Source organism: Streptomyces sp. R33, assembly GCF_041200175.1.
Classification (GTDB): Bacteria; Actinomycetota; Actinomycetes; order Streptomycetales; family Streptomycetaceae; genus Streptomyces; species Streptomyces katrae_B.
Genome location: NZ_CP165727.1, coordinates 3,769,220 through 3,781,790, shown reverse-complemented (window position 1 = coordinate 3,781,790; position 12,571 = coordinate 3,769,220). Strand labels below are relative to the sequence as shown.

At 70.5% G+C, this 12,571-nt stretch carries 13 protein-coding genes; 6 read left to right on the top strand and 7 right to left on the bottom strand.

All coding sequences use genetic code 11. The features are described from left to right. Nucleotides 1-12 precede the first annotated feature (12 nt). Nucleotides 13-645 carry a hypothetical protein gene (locus tag AB5J51_RS17090; RefSeq protein WP_063785149.1) on the top strand — a complete coding sequence of 211 codons (633 nt, stop codon included), beginning with the start codon at nucleotides 13-15 and terminating at the stop codon, nucleotides 643-645. Here AB5J51_RS17090 and AB5J51_RS17085 read toward each other — a convergent pair. Next, nucleotides 629-1,864, bottom strand: coding sequence for a methyltransferase domain-containing protein (locus tag AB5J51_RS17085; protein ID WP_136225816.1), 1,236 nt, complete (start codon nucleotides 1,862-1,864; stop codon nucleotides 629-631). The genes AB5J51_RS17090 and AB5J51_RS17085 overlap by 17 nt on opposite strands. Before the next feature lie 100 nt (nucleotides 1,865-1,964). Here AB5J51_RS17085 and AB5J51_RS17080 point away from each other — a divergent pair, with 100 nt between their 5' ends. Beyond that, nucleotides 1,965-2,924 (top strand): polysaccharide deacetylase family protein, encoded by a 960-nt coding sequence (locus AB5J51_RS17080; RefSeq protein WP_053786424.1) that lies wholly within the window; start codon nucleotides 1,965-1,967, stop codon nucleotides 2,922-2,924. Nucleotides 2,925-2,938: 14 nt separating this feature from the next. Beyond that, entirely contained in the window at nucleotides 2,939-3,790 is an 852-nt protein-coding gene (locus AB5J51_RS17075; RefSeq protein WP_053786465.1) for a polysaccharide deacetylase family protein, read from the top strand. 346 nt (nucleotides 3,791-4,136) lie between these two features. Here AB5J51_RS17075 and AB5J51_RS17070 read toward each other — a convergent pair whose 3' ends face one another. Then, nucleotides 4,137-5,549: an FtsW/RodA/SpoVE family cell cycle protein gene (locus AB5J51_RS17070; protein WP_369778021.1), complete on the bottom strand. Its 1,413-nt coding sequence runs from the start codon at nucleotides 5,547-5,549 to the stop codon at nucleotides 4,137-4,139. 240 nt (nucleotides 5,550-5,789) lie between these two features. Continuing rightward, the gene (locus AB5J51_RS17065; RefSeq protein WP_053786422.1) at nucleotides 5,790-6,218 is read right to left on the bottom strand and encodes a DUF6234 family protein; all 429 of its coding nucleotides are present in this window, start codon (nucleotides 6,216-6,218) and stop codon (nucleotides 5,790-5,792) included. 295 nt (nucleotides 6,219-6,513) lie between these two features. On the opposite strand from AB5J51_RS17065, the gene groES reads away from it, so the two are divergent. Together groES and groL are read left to right on the top strand one after the other, a co-directional pair. Further along, entirely contained in the window at nucleotides 6,514-6,822 is a 309-nt protein-coding gene (gene groES, locus AB5J51_RS17060; RefSeq protein ID WP_030154760.1) for a co-chaperone GroES, read from the top strand. A 116-nt stretch (nucleotides 6,823-6,938) separates the two neighbouring features. Then, entirely contained in the window at nucleotides 6,939-8,567 is a 1,629-nt protein-coding gene (gene groL, locus AB5J51_RS17055; protein ID WP_053786421.1) for a chaperonin GroEL, read from the top strand. Between the two features lie 81 nt (nucleotides 8,568-8,648). Here groL and AB5J51_RS17050 read toward each other — a convergent pair whose 3' ends face one another. From AB5J51_RS17050 to AB5J51_RS17040, 3 genes are all read right to left on the bottom strand, one after another. Continuing rightward, on the bottom strand, nucleotides 8,649-9,341 hold the full coding sequence (locus tag AB5J51_RS17050; protein WP_369778020.1) for an ester cyclase: 693 nt from the start codon (nucleotides 9,339-9,341) through the stop codon (nucleotides 8,649-8,651). Between the two features lie 105 nt (nucleotides 9,342-9,446). Next, a complete protein-coding gene (locus tag AB5J51_RS17045) occupies nucleotides 9,447-10,220 on the bottom strand; it encodes an SDR family oxidoreductase (RefSeq protein ID WP_053786419.1) in 774 nt (257 codons plus the stop codon). 115 nt (nucleotides 10,221-10,335) lie between these two features. Continuing rightward, a complete protein-coding gene (locus tag AB5J51_RS17040; protein ID WP_136225873.1) occupies nucleotides 10,336-11,061 on the bottom strand; it encodes an MOSC domain-containing protein in 726 nt (241 codons plus the stop codon). 107 nt (nucleotides 11,062-11,168) lie between these two features. Here AB5J51_RS17040 and AB5J51_RS17035 point away from each other — a divergent pair, with 107 nt between their 5' ends. Beyond that, nucleotides 11,169-12,068, top strand: coding sequence for a LysR family transcriptional regulator (locus tag AB5J51_RS17035; protein WP_053786418.1), 900 nt, complete (start codon nucleotides 11,169-11,171; stop codon nucleotides 12,066-12,068). 105 nt (nucleotides 12,069-12,173) lie between these two features. Here AB5J51_RS17035 and AB5J51_RS17030 read toward each other — a convergent pair whose 3' ends face one another. Further along, on the bottom strand, nucleotides 12,174-12,500 hold the full coding sequence (locus AB5J51_RS17030) for a WhiB family transcriptional regulator (protein ID WP_053786417.1): 327 nt from the start codon (nucleotides 12,498-12,500) through the stop codon (nucleotides 12,174-12,176). Nucleotides 12,501-12,571 lie beyond the last annotated feature (71 nt).

Here is a 12,571-nt window from a genome sequence, read left to right as displayed (position 1 = left end):
ATCGTCATGTGCATGCCTCGTCGTGACCTGCCGCCTCCGCCGCCTCCCGCCCACCTGCGCGCCTGGCTGGACGAGGGCACCGTACGGGCCGACCGGGCGCGGTTCCTGCAGGATCTGCGCCGGCGCAGCCTGGGCATCGGGCGGTTGCTGCTGCTCTGGGCCGTCGCCGCGGTGTTCGCGCTCGGCTGGTCCTTCGTCGGCATGGCCCTGATGTCCTTCGAGGTGCCCGGCGACCCGTTCGCGTACGTTTTCGGCCTCATCTTCGCCCTGCTCGGCGCGGGCGTGCTGATCCCGGCCGGGTTCTGGTTCGCCCGCGGCGCCAAGCGCGACCGCCGGGTGCGCCAACTGCTGTGCGCATGGGCGGAGTCGGACCGGGATCCGGCCGCCGATGTCCGGCTCCGCGCCCCCGGGCTGAGCCTGACCTGGCTGCTGGCCTCCTTCGCGCTGGCCGCGTCCGGGCTGTACGTGACCTTCGGGTCCGCGGCGTCGGCCCGCCCGGGCGAGGCGACGTACGGCGAGGTCACGTACTTCATCGGCCTCGGCATGATCCTGTGGATCACGGGCCTGCTGGGCCTCGGCAAGGCGGGCGCGCACTACAGGTGGGCGGTGCGCGCCATCCGCGGCGGCGCTACTGCGGTGCGCTGACCGGCGAGCCGATCAGCATCGAGGGGGCGCCTGCGACCCGGGTCAGGAAGACCGTCGCGGAGTGCGGCCCCTGCGGCTTGACCTTCCTCCGCAGCTCCTCGGGCTCGATGGCCGAACCGCGCTTCTTCACGGTCAGGATGCCCACCTCGCGCTCGCGCAGCAGCGCCTTGAGCTTCTTGAGGCCGAAGGGCAGCACGTCGGTGATCTCGTACGCGGTGGCGTACGGCGTCGAGCGCAGCTCGTCGGCGGTGACGTACGCGATCGTCGGGTCGATGAGCCGGCCGGCCAGCTGCTCGGCGACCTCGGCGACGAGGTGGGCGCGGATCACGGCGCCGTCGGGCTCGTAGAGGTAGCGGCCGACGGGCCCGGCCTCGGGGTCGGGCAGGGGATCGGCGGTGTGCAGGGTGCGCGGGCCGGGCAGCAGTGTGGCGCGGACGGTGCCGGGCGCGGTCCCGAACCACAGCACGGCCTCCTTGACGTCGCCCTGGTCCGAGATCCACTCGGCCTCGGCCTCCCGCGGCACGGCCTCGTGCGGGATGCCGGGGGCGATCTTGATGGCGGCGTACTCGGCCGCACGGGCGGCCTCGACGGCCCATGACAGCGGCGGCGAGTAGCTCTCCGGGTCGAAGATCCGCCCACCCGTCGCCCGACCGCCACCCCTCACGGACGCGCTGCGCGCGGTTCCTCCTGGTTTGCCGCCGCGCCGGGCCGGGTCGAGGAAGACGGCGTCGCACCCGGAGGTGTCCACGTCGGTCACGTCCGCCTCGCGGACCTCGATGAGCTCCGCCAGCCCCAGGGCCTCGGCGTTGGCGCGGGCGACGGCGACGGTCAGCGGGTCGCGGTCCACCGCCAGTACGCGGATGCCGAGCCGGGCCAGGGCGAGGGCGTCGCCGCCGATGCCGCAGCACAGGTCGGCGACGCTGCGCACGCCGAGTTCCGCGAATCGCTCGGCGCGGTACGAGGCCACCGAGGCGCGGGTGGCCATCTCGCCGCCGCCGGGCGTGAAGTACATCCGGAACGCGTCCTCGGCGCCGAACTTCGCCACCGCGCGCTGGCGCAGCCGGGCCTGCCCGAGCGCGGCGGAGACCAGTGCGGCGGGGTGCTCGCGGCGCAGCCGGGTGGCGACGGCGAGTTCCTGGGACGGGTCGTAGTCGCGCAGCGAGTCGAGGAGGGCGCGGCCCTCGGGGGTGAGGAGCGCGGCGAAGTCTTCGGGGGTCACCGGTTCATTGTCGGTCAGTGTGGGCCACTCGATGGAAGGTCGTCTTCCGTTCGCGGTGTCGGCGGGGCGGCGTGCGTGTCGGATGCCAGGATGCGCTGCTATGCAGCTAGTCAGACAAAAGGAACATAAGACGCTCCATGGTCACCGGTCCGCGGTCGGTCCGCGCGGCCGAGTCGGGGTGGCACTGGCCGCACTGCTGGTCGCCGCCCTCGGAACCGGCTGCGGCTCCTCCGCGGACTCGGGGACGCCGGCCAAGACCAAGGCAGGCAAAGCCGGCAAGGGCGCCGAGGCGGCGGGGGCGGCAGGCGCGGTCGCGGGCTCGGCCGAGCAGCTGAAGGCCGCCCAGCAGGCCCGGATCGCCGCGGCGAAGAAGTGGAAACTGGCCAAGCCGCCGCTGGCCGCGCCGGCCGCACCGCAGACGAAGCCGGAGATCAGCACCCGCGAGGGCTTCGAGGTCGAGGGTCAGGAGGACCTCCCGCCGGTCTTCACCACCGTTCCCACGGAGGACAAGGTCGTCTTCCTGACGATCGATGACGGCGCGGAGAAGGACCCCGAGTTCCTGAAGATGATGCAGGAGCTGAAGATCCCGTACACGGCGTTCCTCAGCGACTACCTCGTCCGCGACAACTACCCCTACTTCAAGGAGATGCAGGCCGCCGGCGTCACCCTGAACAACCACACGCTCAACCACCGTTACATGCCGGCCCTCTCGTACGAGGAGCAGCACGAGGAGATCTGCGGCCAGCAGGACACGATCCAGAAGCAGTTCGGCAAACGGCCGACGCTCTTCCGGCCGCCGTACGGCAACTACAACGAGGACACGCTGCGTGCGGCGAAGTCCTGCGGCATCAAGGCGGTCCCGCTGTGGAACGCCGAGGCCTTCCCGAACCGCATGGACTGGCGGGAGTGGGACCGCGACCTCCACCCCGGCGACATCATCCTGACTCATTTCCGAGGGCGGGAGGACTGGAAGGGGTCGATGCCTGACATGATCCGTCATGTCATGAAGACCGTCACGGACAAGGGGTATGCCGTGGCTCGCCTGGAGGACTACTTGTGAGGTACGCGCGCCGGTTGACAGCCGGAACGCTGGCGGCCGGCGCGCTCGCGCTGTCCCTGACGGGGTGCGGGAACAGCGTGGATCCGATCGAAAGACTGGGCCGCAAGACGACGGAGGCGCAGCAGTCGCCGACGGCGACTCCGTCGCGGTCGGCGGCCACTGCCACGCCCGGGGACGAGGCGTACAGGAAGTGGGGCTTGAAGTCCCCTCTGGAGTTCGCCCCGAAGCCGGCCCAGAAGCCCGCCCTCCCGCCGGCCACCCCGGGCAAGGCCCAGGTGGTGGACCGAATACCCGTCCCGCCGACGGACAAAGTCGTCTTCCTGACCTTCGACGACGGCGCGGAGAAGGACCCCGAGTTCCTGAAGATGGCGGCCGACCTCAAGCTGCCGATCAGCATGTTCCTGACGGACAACATCGCGTCGTCGGACTACGGGCACTTCGAGAAGCTCCGCGACAACGGCTCCGGCAGCACCATCAACAACCACACGCTGACGCACCCGAACCTCCGGACCCTGCCCTTCGCGGCGCAGAAGAAGGAGATCTGCGGCCAGCAGGAACGCCTGGAGAAGCGCTTCGGCACCAAGCCGGCCCGCTTCCGCCCGCCGTACGGCAACTACAACGACGACACCCTCAAGGCCGCAGCCGAATGCGGCATCTCGCAGGTGGTCCTGTGGCGCGTGTCGATGCAGATCAACAACTTCCAGTACGCCGAGGGCTCCGCCCTCAAACCGGGCGACATCATCCTGGCCCACTTCCGCGGCCCGTCGGAACTCAAGGGCTCGACGGAAATCCAGATGACGACCCGGATGCTCCAGCGCATCCAGGAACAGGGCTACCGCATCGGCCGCCTGGAGGACTACCTCTGACCCGGCCCGCCGGAGGCTCGACGCGCTGCAATCCCCCACCTCGATCAGCCGGCGGCGTTGCCCGGACGGCCGACGGCCGCCGAGCCGAGCGGAGCACGTAGCGATGCGAGGCGCCCGTACCCCCCCTGCGCCGCAGGTGCATCTGACCGCTGCCAGGTGCAGGTTGACCCTGCCGGGTCCGGGATCTGGGCCCATGGGCCCTTGAGGGGAGTCGGCCGCTCCCCGCGCCGGTACCCGGCCGGGCTCGGTGGTTCCGGCGGGCCGCTGCGGCGAGGCGGGGGACCAAGGGCGGGCATCTCTGCCCCGCCCCCGAAGCTCCCACTCCTGAAGCTCCCGCCCCGGTCGCTCACCCCCGAGCGGCAGTCCCGGCCGTCACCACCGGCGTGATCGTCGTTTCCACCGGGCCCCGGGCGTCCGCCTCGCGTTGGCGTTCCGCGCTGTCGCTGATGCGGAGGAGCAGCGCGATCATGATCCAGTTGGCCAGGAGGGACGAGCCGCCCTTCGCCAGGAACGGCAGCGCCTTGCCGGTCAGCGGGATCAGGCCCGTCACGCCGCCCGCCACCACGAACACCTGCAGCGCCAGCGCCGCCGACAGGCCCACCGCCAGAAGCTTCCCGAACGGGTCGCGGGCGCCCAGCGCCATCCGCAACCCCCGCTGGACCAGCAGTGCGTACAGGATCAGCACCGCCATGACCCCGGCCAGCCCGAGCTCCTCGCCCACCGTGGTCAGGATGAAATCGCTGCGCCCCGCGAAGCCGATCAGCTCCGGGTGGCCCTGCCCCAGCCCCGTGCCCGAGATGCCGCCCGTGCCGAAGCTGAACAGCGCCTGCGCGGACTGGTCCGAGATGACCCCCGGCGGCCGTTCCTTCCAGTAGTACGACAGCGGCTCCAACCAGGCGGCCACGCGGCCCTTGACGTGCGGTTCCGTCGAACCCACCACGAAGGCCCCCACCCCCGCCATGAGCAGGCCCGTCACGATCCAGCTGGTGCGCTCGGTGGCGACGTACAGCATCACCACGAACACACCGAAGAAGATCAGCGACGTACCCAGGTCGCGCTCGAAGACCAGCACCAGCAGCGACACGATCCACACCGTGATGATCGGCCCGAGCTGTCGCATCGGCGGCAGCCGCATGCCCAGGAACTTCCGGCCCGTCAGGGCCAGCGAGTCCCGGTGGATGACGAGGTAGCCCGCGAAGAAGACCGAGATCATGATCTTCACGAACTCGCCCGGCTGGAGCGAGAACCCGAACAGGATGATCCAGCGCTTCGCCCCGTACGTGTCCGCGCCGAAGAACGCCGGCGCGATCAGCAGCACCAGCGCGACGGCCATCGTGATGTAGATGAACCGCTGCAGCAGCCGGTGGTCGCGCAGCAGCGCCACCACCGCCAGGCACGCGGCCACGCCGATGACCGTCCACTGCAGCTGCCCGGGCGCGTTCGCGTCGCCGCCGTACCGCGCGATGTACGACTGGTCGAGCCGGTGCAGCAGCACCAGCCCGAGCCCCGACAGCAGCATCGCGAGCGGGAAGATCAGCGGATCCGCGTACGCCGCGAACCGGCGCACGCCCAGGTGCCCCACCAGCGCCAGCAGCGTCATGCTGATCGTGAAACCGGTCAGGTTGGCCGGCAGCTCGCCGTTCATCGCCAGGCCGGCACTCGCATGCCCGAAGACGGTGAGGGCGACGACGAAGACGAGAAGCAGCGCCTCGGTGCGGCGGCGTGCGCCCGCCGTCGTGAGGGGCCTCAGTCCGCGCACGGTATCCCGCCACCGTCGATGGCGGGGCTACCGCTACCGCTCGAGGCCGGAGCCGGGGCGGCGGCAGCCGGGCCCGGAGGCGCCCCCGGTGCGTCGCTCGGGCTCGGAGCGGCCACAGAGGCGGAAGCCTCCAGTCCGATCTGCTCGGCAATGAGGCGCTTTATCTTCATATCGTCTACGACGTTTATGTCCTCGCCATGGTTCCTTCCGAACCGCTCGACGGGGCACATGCCGGCCACATCACCCGGCCGGGCACTCGTGGTGGTCGCCGCCGCTGAAGCACTGCCCGTACGTGCCGTCGTACGGGGACGAGGGCGCGGCCGGATCCGGCCGCAGCTCGCCGCGGCCCTGGTACGCCAGGGCGGCGGCGCCCACGAGCACGGCCGCACACACCAGTGCCTGGACGCATCCGGTGACGGGCGCGCTGCGGCGGAAGGCGCGGCCCGAGACGACCCCGATGGCCAGGGCGGCCACGACGAGTCCGCCCAGCAGCAGGGTCAGGACCGTACTGCCGCTGCCCCCGGTGCCCTCGGCGTCCCAGGCGGCCATCATCGCCACGTAGAGGCCGACGGCGAGGACGAAGGCCTCCAGTACGGTCAGCAGCAGTGCGGTGGCGATGTCCGCGCCCCAGCCGGATCCGGTGCGCCTGCCGTGTGCGGGTGTCGTCATGGCCGCAGTGTCGCCCCGGGGGCACCGCCCGCACCTGAGTACGGGTACTCATGCCGGGGCCCGCATCTCGCGGCGCGGCGCGCCGCGGCCCGGCCGGATGGTGACGCCGCGCGGAGGCTGAATTGGCACTCCGCTTGACCGAGTGCTAATCGCCGGAATAGTCTCGCACCTGGCACTCGCCACCGGTGAGTGCCAACACAGCGACGGGCAGGTCCGGCACCCGCGACGACGGATCCACCTGGTCGCCACCTCAGACAGTTAGCCCCGTGAGATCTCCGAAGGGGGAGGTCGGATCGTGACGACCACCAGCTCCAAGGTTGCCATCAAGCCGCTCGAGGACCGCATCGTGGTCCAGCCGCTCGACGCCGAGCAGACCACGGCTTCCGGCCTGGTCATCCCGGACACCGCGAAGGAGAAGCCCCAGGAGGGCGTCGTCCTCGCCGTGGGCCCGGGTCGCTTCGAGGACGGCCAGCGTCTCCCGCTGGACGTCAGCGTCGGCGACATCGTGCTGTACAGCAAGTACGGCGGCACCGAAGTGAAGTACAGCGGCGAGGAGTACCTCGTCCTCTCGGCTCGCGACGTGCTCGCGATCATCGAGAAGTAATTCACCGAAGCACCAAGCATTGCTTTGAGCTGCGCCCCTGGTCACCCCGCTGATTGCCGGGCGGCAAGGGGCGCAGTTCGTTAAACCCGAGTTTTCGAGAGGGCTGAACCGCTCCCATGGCGAAGATCCTGAAGTTCGACGAGGACGCCCGTCGCGCCCTCGAGCGCGGCGTCAACAAGCTTGCCGACACGGTCAAGGTGACGATCGGCCCCAAGGGCCGCAACGTCGTCATCGACAAGAAGTTCGGCGCCCCCACCATCACCAACGACGGTGTCACCATCGCCCGCGAGGTCGAGCTGGACGACCCGTACGAGAACCTGGGCGCGCAGCTCGTGAAGGAGGTGGCGACCAAGACCAACGACATCGCGGGTGACGGCACCACCACCGCCACCGTGCTGGCCCAGGCGCTGGTCCGCGAGGGTCTGCGCAACGTCGCCGCCGGCGCCTCCCCGGCCGCCCTCAAGAAGGGCATCGACGCCGCGGTCAAGGCCGTGTCCGAGGAGCTCCTCGCGACCGCCCGCCCGATCGAGGACAAGTCCGACATCGCCGCCGTGGCCGCGCTCTCCGCGCAGGACCAGCAGGTCGGCGAGCTCATCGCCGAGGCGATGGACAAGGTCGGCAAGGACGGTGTCATCACCGTCGAGGAGTCCAACGCCTTCGGCCTGGAGCTGGAGTTCACCGAGGGCATGGCCTTCGACAAGGGCTACCTCTCGCCGTACATGGTCACCGACCAGGAGCGTATGGAGGCCGTCCTCGACGACCCGTACATCCTGATCAACCAGGGCAAGATCTCCTCCATCCAGGACCTCCTGCCCCTGCTCGAGAAGGTCATCCAGGCCGGCGGCTCCCGCCCGCTGCTGATCATCGCCGAGGACGTCGAGGGCGAGGCGCTCTCCACCCTCGTCGTCAACAAGATCCGCGGCACCTTCAACGCGGTCGCCGTCAAGGCCCCCGGCTTCGGTGACCGCCGCAAGGCGATGCTCCAGGACATGGCCACCCTCACCGGTGCCACCGTCATCGCCGAGGAGGTCGGCCTCAAGCTCGACCAGGCCGGTCTGGACGTCCTCGGTTCCGCGCGCCGCGTGACCATCTCCAAGGACGACACCACGATCGTCGACGGGGCCGGCAGCTCCGACGAGGTCCTCGGCCGCGTCAACCAGATCAAGGCCGAGATCGAGTCCACGGACTCGGACTGGGACCGCGAGAAGCTGCAGGAGCGCCTGGCGAAGCTCGCCGGCGGCGTCTGCGTCATCAAGGTCGGCGCCGCCACCGAGGTGGAGCTCAAGGAGAAGAAGCACCGCCTCGAGGACGCCATCTCGGCGACCCGCGCCGCGGTCGAGGAGGGCATCGTCTCCGGCGGTGGCTCCGCGCTCGTCCACGCCGTGAAGGTGCTGGAGGACAACCTGGGCCTGACCGGCGACGAGGGCACGGGTGTCGCGGTCGTCCGCCGCGCCGCCGTCGAGCCGCTGCGCTGGATCGCCGAGAACGCCGGCCTCGAGGGCTACGTCATCACCTCGAAGGTGGCGGAGCTGGAGAAGGGCAACGGCTTCAACGCCGCCACCGGCGAGTACGGCGACCTGGTCAAGGCCGGCGTCATCGACCCGGTCAAGGTCACCCGCTCCGCGCTGGAGAACGCCGCTTCCATCGCCTCCCTGCTGCTCACGACCGAGACCCTGGTCGTCGAGAAGCCGGCCGAGGAAGAGGGCGACGCCGGTCACGGCCACGGTCACGGCCACAGCCACTGACCCGCGAAGTAGCTGAACGGGCCCCGGTCGCCGCCTCCAACGCGGTGGTGACCGGGGCCTTTTCCGTTTCCGCGACCGGGACTACTGCATCGCGCCCAGTTCCTTCATCAGGCGCATGGCGTCGTAGTGCCACCAGCCTTCCTTGATCATTCCGTTCTCGCACCGGAAGACCGTCGTGCCGGTCATCGTGCAGGTCTTGCCGGTCGGGGCGATCCCCATGAACTCGCCCTTGTGCTTGCCGGTCCACGTCCACATGGTGGTGACGTAGTCCTCCTGCGCCATCTGGGCGTCCAGCGTGAAGGTGAAGTCGAACGCGCTGCGCCACATCTGCACGTCCTCGCGCATGCCTTCGGGGCCCCTCTTGTCCATCGGGTTGCCGATGTCGTGGTCGCGGTAGTCCGACGCGAAGATCTCGTCGGCGGCGGACATGTCGCCCTTCATCGCGAGATCGTCGAACATGCGGTTCGCGAGCAGCGTGTTGAGGTGTTCGTCGCGGATGACGTCCAGGTTGGTGAACCGGGGCATCCCGTCGCAGAGCGCCACCATCTCCTGGAACATCTTGTCCGTCTCCGGGAGATGAGAGTTCTTCATGGCATCTTCGTACGACGGGAACTCGACGACGTCGACGAAGTGCGTGTCGGATTCCCGGTCCCGGCCCACCACGGTGTGGGACACGGTGCGCTTGCCCTGCGTCTTCGCCAGGTACCGGTCGAAGACCTCGTTGACCGCCTCGGGCCTGCTGGTCTCGTAATCGACTATTTGTATGAATGTCATGGTGTCTCCCGGGCTGGATTGGGTATGTCCAGTTTAGGGAGAATTCACCCGGTCGGCCGGTTTTTGAGACCGGCCTACCCGTAAGTCACTTGGCGGTCACCCGGGCTACTGGGGGCCGTACTTGCGGCCCGTACGCGAGGACACCCCGCCCAACAGCCCGCGCGGCGTCAGCTTCACCACGCCCATCAGCACCTTGTACCGCGGATCCGGGATCGAGACCGTCTTGCCGCGCCCCAGGTCGTCCAGGGCCGCGGCCACGAGCTTGTCCGCGTCCAGCCACATCCAGTTGGGGATGTTGTCCGTGCCCATGCCGGCGCGCTCGTGGAACTCCGTCCGTACGAAGCCGGGGCACAGCGCCATCAGCCGTACGCCGGATCCCGCCAGGTCCTTCGCCGCGCCCTGGGTGAACTGCACGACCCAGGCCTTGCTCGCCCCGTACGTGCCGCGCGGCACGAAGGCCGCCACCGAGGCCACGTTGACGACGCCGCCGCGGCCGCGCGAGCGCATCGACGCGGTGGCAGCCGAGGTCAGCCGCAGGACGGCCTCGACGTGCACCTTCAGCATCGTCAGTTCGTCGGCCATGGAGACCTCGAGGTAGCGGCCCTTGTTGCCGAAGCCCGCGTTGTTGACCAGCAGGTCCACCGGGTGCGTCCGGTCGCCGAGGCGCTGCTCGACGGCCGCGATGCCCTCGTCGGTGGACAGGTCGGCTGTCAGCACCTCGGCCTCGATGCCGTGCCGGTCGTGCAGCTCGGTGGCCTGCTCGCCGAGCCGCTTCGTGTCGCGGGCCACCAGCACGAGGTTGTGGCCCTGGGCGGCGAGCCGCCGGGCGAATGCGGCGCCGATGCCCGCCGTGGATCCCGTAATCAACGCAGTCGTCATAGGCGCAACCTAGCTGCCCTGGGCGACAGCTCAAGGGGAGCCCGCCGGGCGGTACCCCTTCGTGACGGTTCCCGCCGCCCGTCGTCGCTTCCCGCTGCGGAACCGCTACTTCCGGCTACATTCGCCCTGCTCCGGGGCCACTTGCCGGTCGCTCGCCGGGCTGCTTCCCGTGCTGGTCCCCGTACTTCTCCATGTACGCGCGGACCGTCTCGTGCGCCTGCGGCTCCATCGCCCCGCCCGCCGCGAGCGTGCGCGGGAGCAGCGACCGGTCCGTGGTGAAGGCCCGGAACCAGAGCTCCACCGTCACGTCGTGGTCCGGGCGGTGGACGACCTCGATGCCGTCGCCGGGCGAGACCGGGCCCTCCTGGACCACGCGCAGGTACGCACCCGGCCGCGCGGCCTGCGTGTACCGCCTGACCCAGGCCTTCTCGCCGAGGGCGCCCTGGAAGGTCCGGCACGGGATGCGGGCCGAGGCCACCTCGAGGACGAGCTCCGAGCCGATCCGCCAGCGCTCCCCGAGCAGCGCACCCGTCACGTCGACGCCCGAGGTGGTGAGGTTCTCGCCGAAGAGCCCGGCGGGCAGTTCGCGGTCCAGCTCGCCCTCCCACCAGTCCAGGTCCTCGCGCGCGTACGCGTAGACGGCCTGGTGGTCCCCGCCGTGGTGGCGCAGGTCGCAGACGGCGTCGCCCTCGAGGCCGCTGCCGCCGATGCCCTTGGGCCCGGGGGCGGAGACCCGGACCGGGCCGGGGGCGGGGCGCTTGCCGATGCCGGTGAATCCCCCCGGCGCGTCGGTGTGGTCGACGGCCGTTGCGCGGCCGAGGTTCACGGAGAGGACGTGCAGGGGTGCGAGGGGGCTTATGGGGGCCATGGAGGACACGCTAACCCAGCGCCCTCAAAGAAGCACGGGAGTATTCGCGCTCTGCTCAAAGCTGGGCTTATGCTCGGAGGATGATCGAGGCACGTCATCTCCGGGTGCTGCGCGCCGTGGCCGGCACCGGATCCTTCTCCGCCGCCGCCCGCGAGCTCGGGTGCACCCAGCCCGCCGTCTCCCAGCAGATGAAGGCGCTGGAGCAGTCGGCCGGCACCCCGCTGCTCATCCGGGCCGGCCGCGAGATGCGGCTGACCCAGGCCGGCACGGCCCTGGTGCGGCACGCCGCCGGCATCCTCGCCGGGCTGACCGCCGCCGAGGAGGAGGTCGCGGCGATCGCCGGGCTGCGCGCGGGCCGGGTCCGGCTGGTGTCCTTCCCCAGCGGGAGCTCCACGCTGGTGCCGACCGCGCTGGCCGCGATGCGCGCCGAGCACCCCGGTACGCGGATCTCACTGGTCGAGGCGGAGCCGCCGCGGTCGGTGGAGATGCTGCGCGAGGGCGACTGCGACCTGGCGCTGGCCTTCCGGTACGGCGGGGCCGCCGGATCGGCGGCCGAGTGGGAGGACCTCGTGGTGCGGCCGCTGCTGACGGACCGGCTCGTCGGGCTGGTCCCGGACGGGCACCGGCTGGCCGGGGCCGAGCGGGTGGGCATGGCGGAACTCGCCGACGAGCCCTGGATCGCGGGCTGTCCGCGCTGCCGCCGCCATCTCGTGGAGGTGTGCGAGGAGGTGGGCTTCACCCCGCGCATCGACTTCGCGACCGACGACTACCCGGCCGTGGTCGGCCTGGTCGGCGCCGGGCTGGGTGTCGCGGTGCTGCCGGAGCTCGCGGTGGAGTCCGTACGGGCCAAGGGCGTGAGCACGGTGGCCGTGGAACCTGCCGTGGAGCGGGAGGTCGTGGCGCTGACGCTGCCCGACCTGGCGCGGGTGCCGGCCGTGGCGGCGACCCTGGCCGAGCTGGAGCGGGCCGCCACGCGCTGACCAATGACCGTACGGCGGTACGGCGGTACGGCCGAACGCGTGACGTTCCCGTTCGCGTGCCGGTAGAAGAAACGTTCCTTCGTGCGTTTCGGCGAATCTCGCGGATCAGTGCGGGGGGATGGGGCCGATCGTGCTCGACGCGGGGATCAGGCGATGGCGTGCGCGCCCCATCAGCTCTTCGCGCTCGTCTTCGGTGAGCCCGCCCCACACCCCGTAGGGCTCGCGGACGGCCAGTGCGTGCGCGGCGCATTCCGAGCGCACCGGGCATCTCATGCAGACCTCTTTAGCCGAGGCCTCGCGCGCACTCCTCGCCGCGCCCCGCTCGCCTTCCGGGTGGAAGAAGAGGGAGCTGTCGACCCCGCGGCAGGCGGCCAGCAGCTGCCAGTCCCAGAGGTCGGCATTCGGTCCGGGGAGGCGGGAGAAATCTGCCATGGGTAGTCCTCTTGGTGCCGGTACTGAGACGGATACGGTCCAAGTCTCCACACCTACTGTCGGAGTAGATG

Excerpts from the sequence above, each read along its gene's own strand:
- AB5J51_RS17090 (WP_063785149.1), top strand. The coding sequence starts at position 13 with ATGCCTCGTCGTGACCTGCCGCCTCCGCCGCCTCCCGCCCACCTGCGC.
- AB5J51_RS17080 (WP_053786424.1), top strand. The coding sequence starts at position 1,965 with ATGCAGCTAGTCAGACAAAAGGAACATAAGACGCTCCATGGTCACCGG.
- AB5J51_RS17065 (WP_053786422.1), bottom strand. The coding sequence starts at position 6,218 with ATGACGACACCCGCACACGGCAGGCGCACCGGATCCGGCTGGGGCGCG.
- groL (WP_053786421.1), top strand. The coding sequence starts at position 6,939 with ATGGCGAAGATCCTGAAGTTCGACGAGGACGCCCGTCGCGCCCTCGAG.
- AB5J51_RS17050 (WP_369778020.1), bottom strand. The coding sequence starts at position 9,341 with ATGACATTCATACAAATAGTCGATTACGAGACCAGCAGGCCCGAGGCG.
- AB5J51_RS17045 (WP_053786419.1), bottom strand. The coding sequence starts at position 10,220 with ATGACGACTGCGTTGATTACGGGATCCACGGCGGGCATCGGCGCCGCA.
- AB5J51_RS17035 (WP_053786418.1), top strand. The coding sequence starts at position 11,169 with ATGATCGAGGCACGTCATCTCCGGGTGCTGCGCGCCGTGGCCGGCACC.
- AB5J51_RS17030 (WP_053786417.1), bottom strand. The coding sequence starts at position 12,500 with ATGGCAGATTTCTCCCGCCTCCCCGGACCGAATGCCGACCTCTGGGAC.